This is a genomic window from Arsenophonus symbiont of Ornithomya chloropus, assembly GCF_964026495.1.
Lineage (GTDB): Bacteria > Pseudomonadota > Gammaproteobacteria > Enterobacterales > Enterobacteriaceae > Arsenophonus.
On sequence record NZ_OZ032148.1, the window covers coordinates 502603 to 525114 of the forward strand.

Sequence of the window (22512 nt, forward strand, 5' to 3'; positions counted from 1 at the left end):
TTTTTACAGAAATAAATTTTAGTATTATTAGATTGATTTAAAATCAATAAACTATTTAATAAATTTTGTCAAGATAAAAAATAAAGAAAAAATATTTTTGTGTTTATTAAAAAATTAATGACCTTAAAATAGTTTTTATTGATATTTTATATTAAATTTAAAATTATATTACAACATAATTTTAAATATTATTAAAAAATTATTTACCACGATAATAATTTGTTTTTATAAATAAAATTTGTATATTTTTATTATTTATTTAATTAAGTCATTTTTTATGGAAAAATTATTTTAGTAAATCCAATAAAATCAAATAATAAAGATATTATTTCTTTTTTAGTAATTTTTTTCTATTTTTTTTATTATTTTAGAAGATAAAATTCGTTTATTAAAAATTGGAATTTTATACGATATTGCAATGGTAATTGCAAAAAAATATTAGTAAAACTCGCTCGTAACGTTTTACGTACATATAATGCTAGATTATAATATTATTACTTTATCTTTTATTAAAAAATATCCTAAGCATATAAATTTAAATGTTAATAATTACGCTAATATTTCCTTAGTGCTTTAGAATACATTAGGTAATAATTTATTACAATATTACAATAATACATATTATCTAAATACAATTTTTCAAAAAAAATAAAAGAAAAAATCAATTCTTTCTTTTTATTAAAAGAAAGAATTATCTTTTACAAAACATTTTTTTAAATATTAATATTTTAAACATACAACTCTTAAATAAAAATTATTAAAATAACGATTCTTTCAAAAAAAAAGTAACTTTAAATACCACATTTTTAATAGAATAATCATTCTACTAATTTTAAAATAATTTTATATAGAAACATAATTTTAAAAAAAATAAATATTAAAAATATACCATCAAGAAAATTTATTATTACAAAATTATTTTATATTAAAATATGATGTTTTTTAAAAAACTTTTTACATTGCAAAACACAAATTTATTTAAAAATAATAATTAATTTATATTAATTTGCATAACTATCAATATATCTTATAATTATAAAAAAATATTAAAAAAATATTTAAATTATTTTCAAATTTTATCAATATATCAAAAATTGTTTATAATTTATATAAGGAAATATCATTCATGTCACTTATTCATATGTCAGGTGCCTATTTAAATTTTAACGATATAAATATATTACATAATGCAGAATTAAATATCAAAAATAATGAAAAAATTTGTTTAGTTGGTCGTAATGGTGCTGGAAAATCAACATTAATTAAAGTATTACTTAAAAAACAAGCACTCGATCATGGTCAAATATTTTATAAACCATATATAAAAGTAGCTTATCTAGCACAAAATATAAAATTTGATATAAATGATAATGTTTTTAATTTTATTGCTGGAGGAGATAAAAAAAATACGGATAAAATTAAACTATTTCATGAAATAATTAAAAATATAGAAAATAATCCCAGCAAAAAAAATCTTAATAAATTAGCTGAATTAGAAACAATACTAGAACAAACCAATTTATGGTCACTTAACAAAAAAATTAAAAATATAATTCAACAATTAGATCTTCCTTCTTATACTAAATTATCTGTTTTATCAGGTGGATTATTAAAGAAAGTAGCTTTAGCACGTACTTTAGCTTATGAAGCAAATATTTTTTTTCTCGATGAACCTACAAATCATCTTGATATCAAAACTATCCTTTGGTTAGAAAATTTTTTAAAAAAAATTAAAGGAAGTATTGTTTTTATTTCTCATGATCGTTCTTTTATTAAAAATATTGCAACACGTATTATTGATATTGATCGTGGAAAATTAGTTTCCTGGCCTGGCGATTATAATTTCTATTATACGAATAAGAAAAAGGAAATAGAAATAGAGAAAAAACAAAATTTTATTTTTGATCATAAACTAAAACAAGAAACAATATGGAATAGTCGAGGTATCAAAGCACGCTGTACTCGTAATAAAGGTAGAATTAAAAAATTGAAATCTATGCGTTTAAAATATGATCATCGATCTCAGATGACAAGAAAAGGAAATATTCACATAGAAGAAATAAGTAATTCTAGCAAAATTATTTTTGATTTTAAAAATGTTAATTATAATATTGGTAATACTGTGATTATTAACAACTTTACTGCTCAAGTACAAAATGGGGATAAAATAGCTTTAATTGGACCTAATGGTTGTGGAAAAACAACATTGTTAAAATTAATGTTAAAAAAAATTCCGCTAAAAAATGGAGATATTTATCAGGGAAAACACCTTAAAATTGCTTATTTTGATCAAAATAAACTGCAATTAGATCTTGAAAAAACTGTTATCGATAATTTATCTGATGGTAAAAAAGAAATAGTAATTAATGGAGAATCGCGTAATATTATCAAATATTTAAGGGATTTTTTATTTGATTTAAACAAAGTTGAAGCACTAGTAAAAATTTTATCAGGAGGAGAAAGAATCAGATTAGTATTAGCGCGATTATTTTTAAAACCTAGTAATGTATTAATACTAGATGAACCTAGTAATGATTTAGATATCGAAACAATAGAACTATTAGAAAAAGTTCTGCATAATTATAAAGGAACTGTATTAATAGTAAGCCATGATCGTCAGTTTATTAACAATGTAGTAACAAAAACTTGGATATTTGAAGAATATGGTTATATAAAAAGTTATGTAGGTAGTACCTATAAAGTTGATCAAAAAAATAAAGAAAATAATTTTTTATATAATTCGAGTATTTATAAGAAAAATATTATATCAAAAGAAAAATATAATATTCCATTAAGAGAAAAAAAGAAAAAAATGAGTTATCATTTATTAAAAGAACTCGAAGAATTACCTATTCGATTGGAAAAATTAGAAAATGAAATAAAAACATTACAAATGCAAGTAATTTCAGCTGATTTTTTTAAAAAACCTTATTTCACAAGAAAACCGATATTAAACATGTTATCAGAAAAAGAGAATGAAATGGTTGAACTATTTAAACGTTGGAAAGAATTAGAGGTTTTAAAATAAATTTATTTTTTTAAATATATTAAAATTTATAATTGTTATCAGGATAATATATTTTTTCTTTAAAAAAGAAATTTAAACATAAAATTTATATGATTATCATAAAATATCATAAAAGTAATTTTTCTTTATATATCAAAAAAAAAGTATTTATATTTTTCTATTATTGATATTTATCTACATTACCGTTTTATCTATATTACCGTTAAAAATTTTAATTTAATATAAAAAGATTTTTCAAAATTTTTTTATATCTTTAAATAAACCAACTTTTAAATCTTCTGCCGTATAAATACGTTTAATATCAACTAATACTTCACCATCAGCTACTCCCATCATTAATTTTCTTTTAATAATACGTTTTAAATGTATGCGATAAGTAACTTTTTGTGCAATAGGTAAAATTTGTCCAGTAAATTTTACTTCACCTACACCTAAGGCTCGACCTTTACCTTTTCCTCCTAACCATCCTAAATAAAAACCAATGAGTTGCCACATTGCATCAAGTCCTAAACAACCAGGCATAACAGGATCATTTATAAAATGACAATTAAAAAACCATAAATTTGGATGGATATCAAGTTCAGCTTCAATATAACCTTTATTAAAATATCCATCTTTTTCTGTTATTGTTAAAATACGATCCATCATTAACATATTACCAGAAGGTAATTGTGGTCCATATCCATCAAATAATTCGCCTCTACCAGAAGCATCTAAATCGTCTTTATTATAAGAACTTTGTTTATCAATCATATTATAAATATAGCCTTATTGAAAATAATACAACTAGATCATAGATTACAGTCATAACGTAAACAACTCCAATCAGCTATTTTTTTAAATTAGTTTATTTTACAAATCTTTTTTTATGCTTTTTAAAATATTTTATCATATGAAATACTAAAAATTAAATTTTGTAAATAAAATTTCTATTTTTAAGATAATCAAGATAATTTTTTTAATTCAAAAATAAATTATAAATAAATATATATATATCACTCTTATGCTTTTTCATGATTAATATTTCTTATATAATTTTAATATGAAAACAATTACATCAAAGAAGCTCTTTAAATATCATAACATAAAAGTTTTTTTAAAAAATCATCAATAATTATTTAAATATTAAAATTATTTTCATTAAATTTAAGTTAAATGAATATTTTTTAATTTCTTGTATCATAAAAATACAATACTAATAAATTATTTATTATAATAATTTAATATATTAAATTTTTTGAAAAAAGTAGATCAAACATTAAATTTCAAATAAATAAAATAATTTATTTGTTCTGTTTTAAAAGTATTTTTTATGATTCATGCTTAATTTTTCATAAAAAAAGAATTTTATTTTTAATTTTAAATTTTATTTTTAATTTTAAATAATATATTTAATTTTTAAAATATAAACATATAAATATTTGTAAAATATTTAAAAATAAAAAACATCAATGATAAAATATTTTTATAATATTTTAATCAAAAGTAAATAATCTATTTTTTTATATAAAGAATCTCTTAAAAATAAAGATTTCCAAAAAATATTAATTATATACTTTAATTATCAATTTTTATTGATCATAAAATCATTTTATTTTATTATTTACTTAACTAATTTTATAAATATTTTAATATAGATTATCATATAAATATATTTTTTAAAAAATATATTTATATATAAAGAATAAATATGATAAAAAATATAAAATAAAATGATTTTCATATTATTATTAAATAATTATAAGTTAATATTATTTAATTAATATTAAAATTAACATAATAAAAATTATATTAACAACTATTTTTAATAATCATTTAATAATATTAGATATATATGATCTTATTTAAAGTTCTAAGAATATCATAAGTAATTTAACATAATGTTAGATATTTTTATTACAAAAATACCTTGTAAAAAATTCTTTATTTAAATTATTTTTTATCATTAAAAATAATTCTCTATAAAATACAATACTATTTTATTCATTAAAAATTATTAATAATCCGTCTTGCAAATAATCAAAAAAACGCTATCATATATTTAATTATATTATAATTATGTATTTTTATAAAAAAAATTGCATAATTATTAAAAAGTTATATAATTCAAAATTAGTTAAGATAATTTATTATAAGGGGTCGTTAGCTCAGTCGGTAGAGCAGTTGACTTTTAATCAATTGGTCACAGGTTCGAATCCTGTACGACCCATTAAATAAAAATATTATTTTTAAATATAGATATTTGTAATATACAAAACAAAAAATTGTAATTTAGTCAAAGAACTTCAGTTGATATTTCAAAAAATAATTTTAAAATGAAAAATTATTCGCATATATTCCAAAATTATTTTTTTTAATATTCATATTTCTAATAAGCATTATATATCAATAAAATCAAATTTATTTTTTATTATTAAAAGATAAATTTTAAAAATTATTTTTCAATTTTTCTTTCAAAAAAAATATATATTAGTTTATCAATAATTTAGATTTTAATTAAATAAAAAGTTATGCAAAAATGTTTGGAACAGATTTTTTTGATACGAATAATACTATGATTAGTATTATTACTGGAAATAAAAATTATAATTTATCTTATATTGAAGCTACTGCGACAATAAGTGGATTTCTATGTGTTTGGCTTGCAAGTCAAGAAAAAAATATAAATTATTTTTTTGGGTTAATAAATGTTATATGTTTTGCTTTTATTTTTTTTCAAATTCAATTATATGCTAGCTTATTATTACAAATTTTCTTTTTTATAACAAACATATACGGATGGTATGCTTGGAGTAAAGTAAGTTCTTTTAATAAAAAAAATCTGAAAATTAAATGGATGTCTTTTCATAAAAAAATATTAATATCATTAATCACAATCTTAACAATTGTATTATTAAGTTTAAATATTGATAAAACATTTATTTTTTTATCCAATCTTACTATAAAAATATTATACTTATTTAATATTTATCTAGAACCAATACAAATAAAACCTGATGAATTTCCCTTTTTAGATTCAATTATTACCATTTTATCAATTATTGCTATGATATTAATGACACGTAAATATATTGAAAATTGGTTATTATGGATAACTATTAATATTCTTAGCGTTGTTCTTTTTTATTTGCAGGATATGTTGGCTATTGCATTAGAATATTTTATATTACTTATTTTTTCAATCAATGGTTTTTATCATTGGCGTAAATTAGCTTTTTAAAATAATTTTATTTATTAACACTTTAAATGCTTCAGATAATTTATTCTTATAATAAAAAACACTAAAAAAATAATTTATATCATACAATACAAATTGTTAATTTTATGCATCTAAATATTTTTAGATATTATTTAAATAATTTTTTAAAATTTATATATTTACATATGATATCTATAAAATAACCTATCTAAAATTTATTAATAAAAATAATCATACTATATTTTGTGATACAAAAAATATCACAAAGAATATTTCACAGAAATTATATTTTCATTAAATTTATATATAATAGGAGTAGCATTTAAAATATTGAATTTAATGATCTCATCTTCAGTCATATTATTCAAATGTTTTATTAATGCACGTAATGAATTTCCATGAGCAACAATAATTATTTTTTCACCATTTTTAATTCTTTTTTTAATCACGTTTTCCCAATATGGAATTACACGTTTTGTTGTAGCAGCTAGACTTTCAGAAATAGGTATTTGTGATGAATTTAAATGTACATAACGCGGATCATTTCCAGGATAACGCGGATCATTTTTTTTTAATCCTGGCGGTGCTATATTAAAACTCCGACGCCATAATTGCACTTGTTGATCGCCATATTTCTTAGCAGTTTCTCTTTTATTTAAACCTTCTAATGCACCATAATGACGTTCATTTAAAACCCAATTTTTTTCGACGGGAATCCAGTATTGATCTATTTGATTTAAAATTTCCCATAATGTATGAATAGCACGTTTCAAAACTGATGTATATGCATAATCAAAAACAAAACCTTTTTTTTTTAAAAGTTGACCAACTTTTTTTGCTTCTTCATAACCTGTATTAGATAATCCGATGTCGGTCCATCCAGTGAATTTATTTTCTTTATTCCATATACTTTCACCGTGTCTTATAAGTACCAAATTAGTAGATTTCATATTTTCAATTCCGATTAATAATAAAATTATTTTTTGTAAATAATTAATTCATATTTTAAATAAAAGTATAAATATAAATATATTTATAGATTTCTAATTATTAAAAATAATACATATAAATTGTAGTATTAAATTAAAGTATATCAATAAATTTATAGAAAAATATTATTTGATATATACAATATTATAAAAACAATTTATATACTGTTGATAAAATACTAATCATGCCAATAACTACAACAAAAAGATTACTAAAATAACCAGAATATTTATTCATAACAGATATTTTTCTAATTGCATACATTGGCATAATAAATAATAAAACAGTAATAATAGGTCCACCTAAATTTTCTATAATATTTAAAATATTAGGATTTAATGTCGATACTAACCAAATAGTGATTAACATAAAAATAACAGTTATCATGTTTATTTTTTTTTTGTTAATTTTTTTTCCTTGTAAACCATATATTCTTTCAATCAAAGAATTACAACCTTCACGAGCACCAAGATAATGTCCCAAAAATGATTTAATAATTGCAATAAACGCAATAAATGAAGAAACATATCTAATAAAAGGTTTATCAAAATACAAAGATAAATAATCCAAAACATTCATATTTTCAGATTTTGCTCGTAAAAGATCGACAGGAGATAATGTACACATACAACTAAACACAAAAAACATTACTGTTAATACCATTAATATATGTGATACAAATAAAATTTTTGAGGATTTTTTATCAGCAAACTCACCATATTTTTTGCGATTAGCAATTACAAATGTAGAAATAATTGGTGAATGATTAAATGCAAAAACTATTACAGGAATTGTAAAAAAAACAGTAATCATTATACTGGGATTATTCGAATTATATATTTTCATTTCTGAAAATGAAAGATTTTTTAATATAGATATATGCCAATATGGAATCATATAAAATGAAAATACAACTAGTATAATAATAAAGAGAAATCCTAAAATACTGATTCTTTTTATTATATATTTTTCACCTAAAGTAACTATACTAATAATACTACTAATAAGAAGTAATGATAATAACCAACGGGGTGGTGATTGGTATCCAAGTAATTGTATAATAAAATGTTCAACATTATTAGTAATAGAAATACCATATACTAATAAAATTGGATAAATAGAAAAAAAATAAAGAATTGTAACCAAATTACCAGAAAAAAAACCAAAATATTCTTCAGCTGCTTTCGTAATATCATTATTGTATTTTGAACTTGATAGTATAAAACGAGTCAAACCACGATGAGAAAAAAATACCATTGGAAATGATAATAATGTCATTAAAATTAATGGTAAAAATCCATTTATACCAATATTAATAGGTAAAAAAAGTACACCAGCACCAATTGCTGTACCATATAAACTTAAGATCCAGAAAATATCATGTTTATCCCAAAAATTTATATATTTTTTTTTATATGTTGAAGTCATAAAGAAATTCTTTTTGTATTTGCGATAATTTTTACAAAATATTTAGATTAAATATATTTAGAAATAATAATAACTTGTAATAAATATGATGATGTTTTTATATAAATACATGAAAAATATGTTAAATACAATTTTGTAATTAATTTTTTATTAAATTCTTTTATAGATTCTCCATAATGTTACTTTATAGTAATTTTTATTTTATACAAAAAATATTTTTCTTTCAAAGAGATAAAACATCAAAATGATAATTTATCATAATTATTTTCCAGAAAACTTAATTTTAATATAATATTGATTAGTGATAAAAATTTATTTTTAAATAATTTTTTATCAAAAAACATCAACAGTACTAATTTTAAAAAAATATTTACAAAAATAATAAATTATTGATATGAATTTATACAAAATATTTACTCTAGTGAGAGTGCATTAAAAATACAGTTTTCATTCATAGCAATATATTTTTAAAATATTTTTGTATATTAATTATAATACAACCTTATTTGCAATAAGGTTTTCATATAAAAAACTATTCATCTAAAATATTCTGATACACAAAATTTTATTTACATATTATTATTACATATTAAATAACATATTTTTAAATATATAAATCATATAAAAAAAATTAAAATCAAGAGAACAAATGATAAAGTTTAACTATATATAATAATAGTTTATATCCACCAATTATATAAAATAATTGACTTATTCCACAAGCCATGATGGCTAATATAAAAGCACCTACCATATCAAAAGGCCAATGTATACACAAAAAAATTCTAGCTCCAGTAATCATAAAAGATATTACAAATAATAATAATCCAATCCAATTTTTCTGAAACCAAAACAAAAAACTAAAAGAAATAGTAAAAGATATAATACCATGATTACTAGGAAATGATGGTGTTGCCTCGTGTACAAGTAAATATTTGCATGCAATGCTTAAAAAAGGTCGTTCTTGAGGAAAAATTATACCAATAATCCAAGAAATTAACAAAGATATAATAATTGCAATAAAAGTTTTGTAAAAAAATATCCTACGAACAATAAGTTTCTTTTTTAAAGAAAAAAAACCATACAAAAAAGCAAAAAAGAAAAATAAAAAAATTAATTTATTGGCAAAAAAAGATAAAAATTTTAATTCAATAACAGATATTATTGGTATTGAAGTTATTAAATAAAATAAAAATAAATTAATATCATTTAACACAACTATTAATTTTTCAATACATTTAAAATACATTTAAATTAAAAAGAATATTTTGTATCATAAATTTTATTTCAAATATGCTTTTCTCAAACATATGATAAAATATCAATACAGAAATAAAGATTTTTGTTTTTTAAAAAAAATATATTTTATATGAAAATCTTTATAAGATTAATAAATTTTCTTGAACATACTTTTCAAAATCTGTGAAGCCACCAATATATTTTTCATCAAGAAATATTTGAGGTACTGTTTTTACGATTTTACCTACTTTTTTGCTTAAATCATTTTTAGTTATATTTTCAACTTCAATGTCAATATAATTATAATCAAAATCATTTAGTGTATTTTTTAATTTTTCTGCTATTTTCTTTGCAGAAATACAATATGGACATCCGGACCGACCAAAAATAGTAAGAAACATTTTTTTCCTTAATTTTTATTTTAAAAAATTTAACGATTAAAAAAATACATTATTAATATTATTAATATAATATGAGCATATTATTTATAAGATATATTAACAGATGTTAAAAATTTAATAAAATATTTTTTAACAAAAATTAAGTATTATTATAATAATAATTATTTTTTTACTATCTTATATCACAAATTAAACAATAAAAAATATATGATATTGAAATTTAGTATAAATTACTTATATTAGTTTGACATAAAACTTTAATATCAATTGTTTGTTAATTTGTAAAAATATATCAAAAATATAATAAAATCATTATAATTTTTAAGGTATGTTATAAAGAAATTGCAAAAATCATAATGAAGTTATTTTTGATATGTTTTAATGTTCGAGAAACATTGTTAAAATTTACAAAATAAAATAATATTAAATTAATTATGACACTAATATAAAAAAAATAAAAAATTTTTACAAGAAGAAATTTCTTAATAAAGATCTTTTTTATATGATGTTTTTTCAAAAGATAACATATATTTCGAAAATCGATTTATTAAAAAAGCAAACATATTATTAAAAAATAAATAAATTATCCCTGCTGCAATAAATACATCAATATTATAAGTTTGACTAAAAATTTGTTGACTATATCCCATTATTTCTAATACTGTTATAGTACTAGCTAATCCAGTACTTTTAAAAACAAGAATAACTTCATTACCATATGATAATATAATTCTTTTAAAAACATAAGGTAAAATAATTTTTAAAGATTGATAATGTGATAGACCTAATGCTTGACAAGATTGCCATATAGTATTATCTATTTCCTTTAATGCACCATTAAATAATAATGTGCAATAGGCTGCACTATTAAGCGACAATGATATCATGGCACACATCCATGGTGAAGAAATTAAGAACCATAATGTATTAGATGATTGTAAAAAAGAAAATTGATTTGGACCATAATAAATAAGAAAAAATTGCACTAGTAAGGGAGTACCTGTAAATATTGTAATATAACCTAATATAAAAAAAGAAATAAATTTTATTTTAAACGATAAAATAAAAGTAAAAAATAGTGATAATAATAATCCAATAAATAATGCAAAAAATGTTAAAGATAAACTTTTAGATAATCCTGGAAATAATGCAATTATTAGTTCTAACATTTTTTTATTTTACCTTATTGTTAGATAATTTAATAAATCGTAAGATAAGTTTACTAATCAAACTAATAATTAAATAAATCAAAGCTACAATCAAATACCAAGTAAAAGGATCTTGAGTACGATCAATAATACTTTTTGTTTGTAACATTAAATCATTAACGCTAATTAATGAAAGTAATGAGGTATCTTTCAATAATACTAACCATTGATTGGCTAACCCAGGTAGAGTATGACGCCATATTTGTGGAATAATAATACGTAAAAAAATGATATTTCTTTTAAAACCTAGTGCTAAACCTGATTCCCATTGCCCAAACGGGATAATTTTTACTGCATATTTTAAAATTTGAGAAGCATAGGCTCCATACAATAATGAAAGAGAAAAGATACCAGAAAAAAAAGGCACAAGATCAAGTTCATATTTTTTTATGAAAAAATATTCAGAATTGATTTGAAAAAATATTTTAAAAAAAAACAAATTTATTTCAATACCATTATTTAATAATATTAAAAGCTTTAATGTACCATAATAAATAAATAATATAACTAATAATTCAGGTAAACCACGAATTAAATTTACTAAAAAAGATCCAAAAAACGCTATGAAACGACAGGAAAAACACTCCAAAACTGTAAAAAAAATTCCTAGTATTAATCCTAAAAATAAGGAAATAATTGATAAAATAATAGTCACATATGCAGCATTTATTAAAAATAAAAAATTATTCATCACTGTAATTATATTACTTTTTTAACCATTTTTCATAAAAAATATGATAAGAACCATCTTTTTTAATTTCTTTTATTGATTGATCTAATTTATCAAGTAATACTTTATTGCCTTTACGTACAGCAATACCAAACCCCCCACCAAAATAATCTATGTCTTTTATCTTTTCACCTATCATAAAAAAAGATTGATTATTGCTTTTACGTAACCATTCAGTTATTACATCAAAATCACCAAAAAAAGCATCTATCCTTTTATTTTGCAAATCTAAAATAGCTGTTTGATAATTGTTATAAGAGATAATATGCATATTTTTATATTGTTGCATAATATATTTTTGATGAGTTGTACCGTTTTGTACACCAATTGTTTTTATTTTAAAAAATGAAGATGTATTATTAATTGCATTGGTATTTAAAACAAAAAAGGTTGCAGAATTATCATAATATGGAATACTAAAATCAACTTGTTTTTTACGTTCTGACGTAATATCAATTCCTGAAATTACAGCATCAAATCTGCGCATTTTTAAACTGAGTATTAAACTATCGAAAGATTGATTAGTAAATGTACAAATTACATCAAGTTTTTTGCATATCATATTAGCAATATCAATATCAAAACCAATGATTTTGTTATTACTATCAATTGATTCAAATGGTGGATAAGTTGCTTCAGTTGCAAAGCGTATTATTTCTTTTTGTGATGATAGTACTGGTAAAGATAAACAATATAACATCAGAAGCAAAAAAAAATTTTTCATTGTAATATTCTTAATTAAATATGAGATAAATAATTTAAAAAACTTGCAGTTTTTGGTGTAGTTAAATGATGAACATCTCCTTGTTCTAGAATATGTCCTTTTTCTATATAAACAATTTTACTTGCTATTTTTTTTGCAAAATTTGTATCATGAGTCACAATTATTTGTGTAATACCTTGTTTTGATAATTCTTGTGTAATTTTTATAAATTGTGCTTTCATTCCAGGATCTAAAGATGCTGTTGGTTCATCTAATAATAATATTTTAGGTTCCATCATTAATGCTCTTGCAATTGCTACTTTTTGTTGCTGCCCACCAGAAAGATATGATGGAAAACGATTAGAACATTCCATTAATTGTAAACGTCTCAATAAAATTTTGGCCTTGTTTTTAGCGATTTTTTTGCTTATTCCTAAAACTGAACAAGGAGCCTGAATTAAATTTTCCATAACTGTAAAATGTGGCCATAAATTATATTGTTGAAATACCATACCAACTTGTTTCCTTAAATTTTGAATTTTTATTTTTTTATATTTTTTCTTGAAATCAAAATGAAAACCAACAATCTTTAATTGACCTGAACTAGGTAAATCCAATAAATTAAACACGCGTAATAATGAACTTTTACCAGCACCACTTGAGCCCAATAATATTATTGTTTCACCAGTTATACATTTTAAATTAATATTATGTAAGACTTGATAATTACCGTAAAAAAAATTAATTTTTGTTAGTTCAATAATCATTCTGATAACACTGATAACATAAATAAAAATAATACATAAAAGAATAATAAACTTAATATAATATTTAGGAAATATTTTGTTCTAAACATTTAATTGAGTTAATTTTTAATTTATAAATATTATTTTTACTTCAAAGTAATAAATAATATTTATTACAAAAGATTTAAAATTGTATGAAAACATTTTTTGACTATTTGTATTATCAATAAAAAATCAAAAAATAAATAAATATTTTAATGTTGATACTAATAAAAAAATCTATTCAAAAATAGTTTTGAAAAATAAAAAAAATTATATGATTATTTGATATAATTTCTAAAAACTACATAATATTACTTTATTTTTTATAAAAAAAGCATATTGAAAATTATGTTTGAATGTCAAAAATTTTTAATTTTATAAGAAAGAATATAAAATTAAAAATTTTTTAATAATTACACTTTTTTAATAATTACACTAAAATAAAAAACATACAGTATTAATATTTCATATACCCCCTAACTAAATAAATAAAAAATATAAATATAAAATACATACTTAATTGAAAAGTATGTACATAACGTACATAATGTATAGTGAATTATGTATTATTATAATATAAAAATAATTATATTATTAAACATAAAAATCAAAAAATAAGTTTTTATAAAATTTAATAATGTATAAGTGATATAATTTTACAAAATTACTGTGTTTTATAAGATATTTAAGGAGATATCTATCCATACAGGAAGATTATTAATCTTACATAAAATTACTTTTTAGTCAAGATATTTTCTTAAATAAATAATTCAAAAATAAAAGACAAAAAATAAATAAAATTATTTATATAGAAAACATTATAAATTTTTCTGATAAAATTTTATATTTTCTAAATTATTCAAATATTTAGAAATATAATTTACATTATTAATAAAAAACAAACATTAAAAATATTAAAAAATTTTTAAATACAAAAAAATATAAGATATATAAGACAAATAAAAGCATGAAAATCACAAAAAATAATATCAGTTTTTAAAAAAATAAGGCAATATAAATTCAGTAATTTAATCTAATAAATTTGTAAATTATTTATAACTTTTTAGAAGTTTTAACAATAAATAAAAATCCAAATATTAATTTTAAAATAATAAAAAATAACAAAATATACATATTTTTTATAATTTAATCAATTTAAGATATTTAATATTTTTTTTGATTGTTAAAAATTAAAAAAATAAAATAATTAAAATTATATTTCATAGTACGTGTTATAAATATTTATATTTGACATAATATTTTATTTATGTAATATATATAATATATTCAAAATATTTCTATAGTTTATTTTTTTTAAATCGGAAGAATTTTTAAAAAAATTTTAGCTTTAGCTTGTTTAGATTTGATAATTTATCTTAGAGGATTGAATGTCAAAAGAAGATAATATTGAAATGCAAGGAAAGGTATTAGATACACTCCCTAATACAATGTTTCGAGTTGAATTAGAAAATGGACATATAATCACTGCTCATATTTCTGGAAAAATGAGGAAGAATTATATACGAATTTTAACAGGAGATAAAGTAAACGTAGAAATAACACCGTATGATTTAAGCAAAGGTCGAATTATTTTTCGTAGTCGATAAACTTTTAAAATCATAAAAATATATTTCAAATAAATTATTTTATAAATCATAAAAAATAAAAGTTTAACTTAAATTATAATTATAATATTTATTGTTATAAATACAGAATATTTTATATACTATATACATTTTATAAATAACGTACAGCATCAATTGCTGCTTGCTGCTATGCAACCGGTGCCCGCTGAAGTAATAAGCTTGATGATAGTTTAATCTATTGCCTGCAGCAAAAACACAAAGGATAGAAATCTGTGTTGCATTATTATGCATACCTCCTTTTTTAAATTTTAATTGTTTTTTAAACATATGCGTATTTTTTAAACATATGCGTATTAGGAGTATAACTAATAGGAATAAATACTCCATGTAAAGAGTAATGTTTTTTAAATTTTTTTATTATCAATTGCACACAAATTAATCCCAGTAACACCATTATTATCAACTAATACTTCATTAACTACATAATTAGTATGTAAGAAAATATTGCCATTTTTTACTTTTTGCATCATGCGTTGCATAAGAATTTTTTCAGCGAGAAAAATTGTACGTCTATGAATCAGATGCACTTCTTTAGCAATATGAGACATATATAATGTTTCTTCAATAGCACTATTTCCACCACCAATAACTGCAACTTTTTTATTACGATAAAAAAAATATCACAGGTAGCACAAGCTGGAACCCCCCGACCTTTAAATTTTTTTCAAAAGATAAATTTAAGTAACGATCTGATGCTCCAGTAACAATAATAAGCGCATCACATGTATATATTATTTCTTTATTACCAATTAATTCAAAAGGTGTATTTTTTGAATTAACAGTGTGAATATGATCATAAATAATATTTTCTTTATCAATAAATTTTTTCGTGTGTTTTAAAATTCTTTCCATTAATACAGGTCCCATTAATTTAACATAATTACTAGGCCAATTTTCTACTTCTGTAGCCATGGTTAATTTTCCCCTTTAAATCCCAGTAATTAATAGAGGATTTAAATATGCTCTAGCAGTATAAATAGCAGCAGTATAACCAGCAGGACAAGAACTTAAAATTATAAGTTTATAATGATTATTAATACTCATAAATTATCTATTTTTAATAAAAAAAACATATTAAATTATAAAAATAACAAAAAATGCAAATTAATAAGAATGAAACATCATAGTAATTTTTTATCGATTATATTTTTTATCATTACATAAAAAAAAATTAAACAAAAGAAATAAAAAATATTGAATTACATTTAAAATATCATCAATATATATTTTATAAATAAAAATTAATAGATTGGTTAATTATTAATAATAATCATTTTATAAAATTAAAAATTAAAAATTAGTTTTTTTACAAAACTTTATTTTTTTTATTTATAATAATTATCTCATGTATTTTAAATATTTTATAAAAAAAATAACTTTATATTTATTTTAAGCTATAATTTAATAAAAAACACTTTTAAATAATTTTTAAAATAAAATTTATAACAAAATATTTATCTCTATAAAAAGCAGATTTTTTAAAATATCTATTATAAATACTCATTTATAGATACTCATTAAAATACATGAAAAAAATAGAATAGATTAAAAAATTAATTTTTAACTAAAAATCATTTAAATATTTAAATATTAATCATAATTGTTGTTAATTTTAATACATATATCTAAAATACAACAAAAATAAATTAAAATCGGATTTATATTATTAATGTCAATTATTGAGATATAATTAAAAATTCAATTTATTAATAGTTAATAAAAATAAATTTTTTCAGTTATTTCTTGATAAGAATGGAGTTATCAACTTTGTGCCAGAATATAAAGAAAGAAAAATAATAAAATCAAAAAAAAACAATTACAAAAGAATAACAAAAGAAATTATTTTGCTCATAATGGGTATATTAATATTTTTTTTTATAATAGCACTAATAAGTTTTAATCCTTCTGATTCTAGTTGGTCACAAAAAACTTCTAATACGGCAATAAAAAATTTAGCTGGAAGTGTTGGAGCATACATAGTTGATATTCTTCTCATAAGTACTGGAATGTTAGGATATTCAATACCATTATTAATGATAATAGTATTTTTCAAAATACTAAAACATATAGATAAAAATGATCATATAGATTTTTTTATTTTATCTTTACGTTTAATCGGCATGATCACATTGCTGATTTCTTCTTGTGCAATCTTTACTCTTCATGCAGATGATTTAGCTTATTTTTCTTCTGGAGGAATTATTGGAAGTATTATTAGCAATACTATTCTTCCTTGGTTTAATATTTTAGGAACAACATTAGTTTTATTCTGTATTTGGATTATTAGTTTAACATTATTTCTTGGTTGTTCATGGATAAAGATAATAGAAAAAATTGGGGAAGTTATTTTAAAAATAATATCAATACTGCAAAAACATATTATTGCTTCTTGTAATCAATACAAAACAAAAAATTCTTATATTTCAAATTATTCTAATAAATTCAGTAATAACAATAATCAGAACAAAAAAAATAATTCAAATAATGATCACAAAAATATATTTTTTTCAAATTTAGCAATTCATAAACCTCTAAAAATATCAAAAAATATATCAAATAATATTAATGAAAAACAAAAATTAGATAAAAAAATAAATCAATTAATGATACCAAAAAGAAACAACAAATTTTCTGTTATCGAATCAACAATAAATGATCATCATGTAAATAAAAAAAAAATATCAAATACAAAAAAAATATATAAAAACAAAGAAAAAAAAATTATAAATGCAGATAAATCATTTTTTTTATCACAAAAAAAAATCAAAAAAAACAAAACTAATAATAAAATTACTGTTAAGTCTATAGCACTAAAAATTAAAAATAAAATCAATTCAATCTTTTTTTCTAATCTTCTTCAATCATTAAAATATAGAAAAATTAATAAAAAAATATTCAGCAAACAAAAAAAATATTTTTTTAGCAATATATTAAAAAAACAATATCACAAAATATTTTTTGCAAACTTTGATATAAATAAAAAAAAATTACAAAAAAAATTGTTAAAAAATAATTTTTCTGAAAAAGAAAAAAAACTCCATTATTTTTCAAATTTAAATAATGAGGTTTTATCACAATCAATCAATAAGAATATGCCATCATTAAAATTACTAATAAATCACTTAACAGAAAATAAATCTGTTAATTTTCTTGTTCTGAAAAAGATATCTCGTATTATTGAAGAAAAATTAATGGATTATCGCATAAAAGCTAAAGTTGTAAGCTTTTCTGCAGGACCTGTCATTACTAGATTTGAATTAAATTTAGCACCTGGAATTAAAGCGATACGTATTTCTAATTTATCTAGAGATTTAGCACGTTCTTTATCAGTAACAACAGTACGTATTGTTGATATAATCCCTGGAAAACCTTATATAGGATTAGAATTGCCCAATAAAAAACGTAATACAGTTTTTTTAAGAGAAGTAATTGATTGTGATATGTTTCGCTATCATCCATCACCATTAACTATTGCTTTAGGAAAAGATATCGAGGGTAATCCAGTTATTGCAGATCTAAAAAAAATGCCACATTTATTAGTTGCAGGCACAACAGGTTCAGGGAAATCAGTTTGGTTAAATGCTATGATAATAAGTATTTTATACAAAGCAAAACCTAAAGATGTACGTTTTATTATGATTGATCCTAAAATGTTAGAACTTTCTAATTATGAAGGAATCCCTCATTTATTAACTGAAGTTATTACAAATATGAAAAGTGCTTCTGATGTACTACGTTGGTGTATAAATGAAATGGAACGTCGATACAAAATTATGTCAGCTTTTGGAGTAAAAAATTTATCAAGCTATAATAAAAAAATTCAAAAAAATAATAAAATTTCACCTCCAATTATATCTATATCAGAAAATAATACAATCAGTGATGATAATAGTACCAATATAATACTCAAAAAAGAACCTTATATTGTCATAATAATAGATGAATTTGCGGATTTAATCATGACTTCTGGAAAACAAGTAGAAGAGTTAATTGTTCGTCTAACACAAAAAGCTAGAGCAGCAGGTATTCATTTAATATTAGCAACACAAAGACCATCTGTTGATGTTATTACAGGTTTAATTAAAGCTAACATACCTGCTAGAATTGCTTTTTCGGTATCAAGTAAAATAGATTCTCGTACTATTTTAGATCAAAATGGTGCTGAATCCTTATTGGGAATGGGAGATATGCTTTATCTACCCTCTAATTCATCTATTCCAATTCGTGTACATGGTGCTTTTGTACAAGATCAAGAAGTAGAAAATGTAGTTAAAGATTGGAAAAAAAAAGGAAAACCTAGTTATATTGATCATATAATTGCAAATAATCACAGTCATTAAAAATATAGTAATGAAGATATATATCCAGTATTTGATCACTTTTTACAATTTATAATTACAATAAAAAGAGTACTTTATATTAAAAATTTAAGTTTAATTTTGTATTAATTTTACATAAAAATTAATACAAAAATAAAAATTAAAGATATAAATTAGTACATTAATTCATAATGGTAATTATCGTGAAATCTTATTCAAAACAATTCAAGAACAATCAGTATAATAAACGTAAAAAAGTTAAAATTTTAATAAAAAATATCATAATATTAACAATATTAATAACCAATTTTTATGTTATCCCAGTACATGCAAATGCTACTAGAGAATTACAAATTCGTCTAAAAAAAATCAATAGTTTTTATGCTAATTTTATACAAAATGTTATTAATCTTGATGGAAATGTAATTCAAGAAGGTAAAGGAGAATTATGGATACAACGTCCAAATTTATTTAATTGGCATCTCATATCACCAGATGAACATTTTTTGATTTCTGATGGTCATAATCTCTGGTTTTATAATCCATTAATTAAACAAGTAAGCATTACTTTATTAAAAGAAACTATGATTGATACTCCATTTATATTCATAACTCGTAATAATTCTATAGATTGGAAATCTTATAATATTATTCAAAACGGTAATAAATTTATATTAAAAGAAAAAAAAAGTGAAAAAAATTTTTTCTCTATTACTATTAAATATAATGGTACTATTCAGGAATTTAGTACAATAGAAGAAAATGGACAAAAAATATCTTATAATTTTAAATCGCAAACAACAAATAATATTGATAAAAATAAATTTCAATTTATACTACCAAAAAATGTAACTATTGATGATCAAAGATCAAATAAAAATTTGTGAATCTTTTTTATCTTAAATATCAAAAAACTCTTTTAATTAAATGTATTTTAATAATATTTAAAGCATATTTTAAGTAAAAATTTACTTTTTTCGTTAATTATTATATTTTATATTTAATATTTTATAATAATAAATTATAGGAGCAATAAAATGTCGTTAGTTAATACACCAATTAAACCATTTTTAAATACTGCATTTCAAAATGGAAAATTTATTCATATATCTGAAAAAGATATTAAAGGCAAATGGAGTGTTTTTTTCTTTTATCCTGCTAATTTTACTTTTGTTTGTCCAACAGAACTAGGTGATTTAGCTGATTATTATGAAGAATTTCAAAAAATAGGTGTAGAAATTTATGCTATTTCAACAGATACTCATTTCAGTCATAAAGAATGGCACAATAATTCAAAAACAATCAAAAAAATCAAATATGCAATGATTGGTGATTCTAATTGGCAATTAACTCGTAATTTTGATGTTATGCGGAAATACCAAGAAAATGGTGAAGAAAAAGAACTTGGATTAGCTGAAAGGGGTACATTTATTATTGATCCAAAAGGTATTATTCAAGCAATGGAAATTACGTCTGAAGTTATTGGACGCAATGCATCAGAATTATTACGAAAAATTCAAGCTATACAATATGTAGCACAACATCCAGGAGAAGTTTGTCCTGCAAAATGGAAAATAGGTGCTCCAACATTATCTCCATCATTAGATTTAGTCGGGAAAATATGATTTTTAATAATGCATATTTTACATGGGTACATTTTATGAACCCATGTAAAAAAATTTAAACTGTTTTTATAAAAATTATCATTACATAAAAATATATAATATATATCATCACTTATAATAATTTGCATTAAAAAACTATACGCTTACTTTCCTATTAGATTAGAATGTAAAATATAAAAATTTTATTATAAAATTCATTAATAATTAATAGGAAGCAATTTTTATGTACAAAATAACTAACACACTCATTAGTGATAGCTGTAATTTTTTTAAAAATCAATTTAATGGTATTTTTTTACTATCATTTATTTCAGCAACTGTTAGTTTAATACTGTATTATTTTTTTGTTCCTTTGCAAGAAGTGGAAACAATTATAAAAAATTTAATGAGCAAAAATAATTCCATTTCACTTTCAAATTGGACAAATCAATTATCCGATGAAGAAATAAAAATTATCATGCGAGTTTCACTACTTTCATTTATATCAATTTTTATCGGATTAATATTATTAGTTTCTTCAGTTCTTAGTTACTTATTAGAAATCACTAAAGGTAATCATATTCATGCGCTTCAAGCTTTTATACTTTCATTAGATGTATTACCAAGAATGATCATACTTTTAGTAATTTGTAGTATTATAATTTATTTTGGTTTTATGTTTTTTATTTTACCAGGCATTATTTTTAGCATAGGATTTTCTTTGTCTCCAATAATTTTAATTACTGTCAAAAATATCATGCCACTTTTAGCAATTACAAAAAGCTTCAAAATAGCATTTCGCCATTGGTGGTTAGTTTTATCGATCTTATTATTTTGGGTGGTATTACAAATATTTATTACTGTTTTAATTGGAAAATTACATCTTTTTCCAAATATAATAAACAACTTAATATCTTTTACATCAAATAACTTATTAACTTCTTTTACATTAATTTATTTTTTTCGCCTTTATATGTTAGCTAAAAAATAAACAAATAACAATAAAGTTTTGTTTAAGAAAATTCATTTGTTCATATTTACTTATAAATATAACTAGACTATTTATTATTATTTATGCTAAAATTTATAATTATTTAGTAATGTTTTTTCTATTTTTTACAAAAAAATATTAACTGCAGTAATAGTTATTAATATCAATAATTTTTAAATTATTTATATAAATCATATCTTCTATAAAAAAGAAAAATCATAATTTTTATAAAAACTAA

The 22512-nt window shown here is 20.4% G+C and carries 14 protein-coding genes, 1 tRNA gene and 4 pseudogenes; 9 read left to right on the forward strand and 10 right to left on the reverse strand.

The window, feature by feature from the left end; genetic code table 11:
- Positions 1-1126 precede the first annotated feature (1126 nt).
- Positions 1127-3028: an ATP-binding cassette domain-containing protein gene (locus ABNS14_RS01865; RefSeq protein WP_348666010.1), complete on the forward strand. Its 1902-nt coding sequence runs from the start codon at positions 1127-1129 to the stop codon at positions 3026-3028.
- Between the two features lie 234 nt (positions 3029-3262).
- On the opposite strand, the gene fabA is transcribed toward ABNS14_RS01865, so the two are convergent.
- Positions 3263-3781, reverse strand: coding sequence for a bifunctional 3-hydroxydecanoyl-ACP dehydratase/trans-2-decenoyl-ACP isomerase (fabA, locus tag ABNS14_RS01870; RefSeq protein ID WP_348666011.1), 519 nt, complete (start codon positions 3779-3781; stop codon positions 3263-3265).
- Between the two features lie 1383 nt (positions 3782-5164).
- Between fabA and ABNS14_RS01875 the strand changes: the two genes are divergently transcribed.
- Together ABNS14_RS01875 and pnuC are read left to right on the forward strand one after the other, a co-directional pair.
- Positions 5165-5237, forward strand: a tRNA-Lys gene (locus tag ABNS14_RS01875).
- A gap of 309 nt (positions 5238-5546) precedes the next feature.
- Positions 5547-6248, forward strand: coding sequence for a nicotinamide riboside transporter PnuC (gene pnuC, locus ABNS14_RS01880; RefSeq protein WP_348666012.1), 702 nt, complete (start codon positions 5547-5549; stop codon positions 6246-6248).
- A 248-nt stretch (positions 6249-6496) separates the two neighbouring features.
- On the opposite strand, the pseudogene gpmA reads toward pnuC, so the two are convergent.
- The 8 genes and pseudogenes from gpmA to artP all read right to left on the reverse strand — a co-directional run.
- A pseudogene (gene gpmA / locus ABNS14_RS01885) lies at positions 6497-7177 on the reverse strand (2,3-diphosphoglycerate-dependent phosphoglycerate mutase); the annotation flags it as partial.
- 184 nt (positions 7178-7361) lie between these two features.
- Positions 7362-8645 carry an aromatic amino acid transport family protein gene (locus ABNS14_RS01890; protein WP_348666013.1) on the reverse strand — a complete coding sequence of 428 codons (1284 nt, stop codon included), beginning with the start codon at positions 8643-8645 and terminating at the stop codon, positions 7362-7364.
- A gap of 637 nt (positions 8646-9282) precedes the next feature.
- On the reverse strand, positions 9283-9861 hold the full coding sequence (locus tag ABNS14_RS01895; RefSeq protein ID WP_348666014.1) for a phosphatase PAP2 family protein: 579 nt from the start codon (positions 9859-9861) through the stop codon (positions 9283-9285).
- 163 nt (positions 9862-10024) lie between these two features.
- Positions 10025-10285, reverse strand: a complete 261-nt coding sequence (locus ABNS14_RS01900) for a GrxA family glutaredoxin (RefSeq protein ID WP_348666015.1) — start codon at positions 10283-10285, stop codon at positions 10025-10027.
- A gap of 482 nt (positions 10286-10767) precedes the next feature.
- Positions 10768-11454 (reverse strand): arginine ABC transporter permease ArtM, encoded by a 687-nt coding sequence (artM, locus tag ABNS14_RS01905; RefSeq protein ID WP_348666016.1) that lies wholly within the window; start codon positions 11452-11454, stop codon positions 10768-10770.
- 4 nt (positions 11455-11458) lie between these two features.
- Positions 11459-12184, reverse strand: coding sequence for an arginine ABC transporter permease ArtQ (gene artQ, locus ABNS14_RS01910; protein WP_348666658.1), 726 nt, complete (start codon positions 12182-12184; stop codon positions 11459-11461).
- A 13-nt stretch (positions 12185-12197) separates the two neighbouring features.
- Positions 12198-12947: a transporter substrate-binding domain-containing protein gene (locus ABNS14_RS01915; protein ID WP_348666017.1), complete on the reverse strand. Its 750-nt coding sequence runs from the start codon at positions 12945-12947 to the stop codon at positions 12198-12200.
- 14 nt (positions 12948-12961) lie between these two features.
- A complete protein-coding gene (gene artP, locus ABNS14_RS01920) occupies positions 12962-13693 on the reverse strand; it encodes an arginine ABC transporter ATP-binding protein ArtP (RefSeq protein ID WP_348666018.1) in 732 nt (243 codons plus the stop codon).
- 1409 nt (positions 13694-15102) lie between these two features.
- Here artP and infA point away from each other — a divergent pair.
- Complete coding sequence (infA, locus tag ABNS14_RS01925) at positions 15103-15321, forward strand: translation initiation factor IF-1 (protein WP_348666019.1); 219 nt, start codon at positions 15103-15105, stop codon at positions 15319-15321.
- Positions 15322-15470: 149 nt separating this feature from the next.
- Here infA and ABNS14_RS01930 read toward each other — a convergent pair.
- Positions 15471-16404 (reverse strand): annotated as a pseudogene (locus tag ABNS14_RS01930) (FAD-dependent oxidoreductase).
- Positions 16405-17213: 809 nt separating this feature from the next.
- Between ABNS14_RS01930 and ABNS14_RS01935 the strand changes: the two are divergent.
- The 5 genes and pseudogenes from ABNS14_RS01935 to ABNS14_RS01955 form a co-directional block, all read left to right on the forward strand.
- A pseudogene (locus ABNS14_RS01935) lies at positions 17214-17639 on the forward strand (DNA translocase FtsK 4TM domain-containing protein); the annotation flags it as partial.
- An 813-nt stretch (positions 17640-18452) separates the two neighbouring features.
- Positions 18453-19676: pseudogene (locus ABNS14_RS01940) on the forward strand (DNA translocase FtsK); the annotation flags it as partial.
- A 206-nt stretch (positions 19677-19882) separates the two neighbouring features.
- Complete coding sequence (lolA, locus tag ABNS14_RS01945; protein ID WP_431603633.1) at positions 19883-20566, forward strand: outer membrane lipoprotein chaperone LolA; 684 nt, start codon at positions 19883-19885, stop codon at positions 20564-20566.
- Positions 20567-20716: 150 nt separating this feature from the next.
- Complete coding sequence (gene ahpC / locus ABNS14_RS01950; RefSeq protein WP_348666020.1) at positions 20717-21304, forward strand: alkyl hydroperoxide reductase subunit C; 588 nt, start codon at positions 20717-20719, stop codon at positions 21302-21304.
- A gap of 223 nt (positions 21305-21527) precedes the next feature.
- Positions 21528-22274 carry a YciC family protein gene (locus ABNS14_RS01955; protein ID WP_348666021.1) on the forward strand — a complete coding sequence of 249 codons (747 nt, stop codon included), beginning with the start codon at positions 21528-21530 and terminating at the stop codon, positions 22272-22274.
- Positions 22275-22512 lie beyond the last annotated feature (238 nt).

Coding starts and splice junctions, on each gene's coding strand:
- ABNS14_RS01865 (WP_348666010.1), top strand. CDS start 1,127: ATGTCACTTATTCATATGTCAGGTGCCTATTTAAATTTTAACGATATA.
- fabA (WP_348666011.1), bottom strand. CDS start 3,781: ATGATTGATAAACAAAGTTCTTATAATAAAGACGATTTAGATGCTTCT.
- pnuC (WP_348666012.1), top strand. CDS start 5,547: ATGTTTGGAACAGATTTTTTTGATACGAATAATACTATGATTAGTATT.
- ABNS14_RS01890 (WP_348666013.1), bottom strand. CDS start 8,645: ATGACTTCAACATATAAAAAAAAATATATAAATTTTTGGGATAAACAT.
- ABNS14_RS01900 (WP_348666015.1), bottom strand. CDS start 10,285: ATGTTTCTTACTATTTTTGGTCGGTCCGGATGTCCATATTGTATTTCT.
- artM (WP_348666016.1), bottom strand. CDS start 11,454: ATGTTAGAACTAATAATTGCATTATTTCCAGGATTATCTAAAAGTTTA.
- artQ (WP_348666658.1), bottom strand. CDS start 12,184: ATGAATAATTTTTTATTTTTAATAAATGCTGCATATGTGACTATTATT.
- ABNS14_RS01915 (WP_348666017.1), bottom strand. CDS start 12,947: ATGAAAAATTTTTTTTTGCTTCTGATGTTATATTGTTTATCTTTACCA.
- artP (WP_348666018.1), bottom strand. CDS start 13,693: ATGATTATTGAACTAACAAAAATTAATTTTTTTTACGGTAATTATCAA.
- infA (WP_348666019.1), top strand. CDS start 15,103: ATGTCAAAAGAAGATAATATTGAAATGCAAGGAAAGGTATTAGATACA.
- ahpC (WP_348666020.1), top strand. CDS start 20,717: ATGTCGTTAGTTAATACACCAATTAAACCATTTTTAAATACTGCATTT.
- ABNS14_RS01955 (WP_348666021.1), top strand. CDS start 21,528: ATGTACAAAATAACTAACACACTCATTAGTGATAGCTGTAATTTTTTT.